We start from the raw sequence: 519 nt of genomic DNA on the forward strand, positions 1-519 counted from the left end.
TTGCACCCGCTGGATTCTGCAGCGCCTGGCGGTCGACCGCACCAGCGTGTCCGCGGTGGCCAAGGCCCTCGGGCTTGGCTGGGATTTGGTCAACGACCTGGCGGTCTCCGAGATCCGCACGATGGTCTACGACCAGCCCGGACACTTCGACGGGGTGCGCGTTCTAGGGGTCGATGAGCACAAGTGGAAGCACGTGCGCGGTGACGGCAGCAGCTCGTTTGTGACGGTGCTGGTCGACCTGACCCCGGTGGTGGACGGCACCGACCCGTCTCGCCTGCTGGACATGGTCCCGGGGCGTTCGGCGAGGGTCCTGACCGAGTGGCTCGACGCGCGCGACCAGGCGTTCCGTGACCGGGTCAAGGTGGTGACAATGGACGGGTTCGCCGGCTATCACACCGCCGCAGCCAAAGCCGTCCCCGAAGCGCGGACGGTGATGGATCCTTTCCACGTCGTGCACCTGGCCGCGGACAAGCTCACCGTGTGCCGCCAGCGCATCCAGCAGGCCACCACCGGGCACCG

At 68.2% G+C, this 519-nt stretch carries 1 protein-coding gene; it reads left to right on the forward strand.

Annotated features, from left to right (window positions below):
• The coding region (locus tag G6017_RS17140) for a transposase (protein ID WP_241731611.1) at positions 1–519 on the forward strand (519 nt) is incomplete at both ends.

It is taken from the genome of Dietzia sp. B44 (assembly GCF_014145245.1).
GTDB lineage: Bacteria > Actinomycetota > Actinomycetes > Mycobacteriales > Mycobacteriaceae > Dietzia > Dietzia natronolimnaea.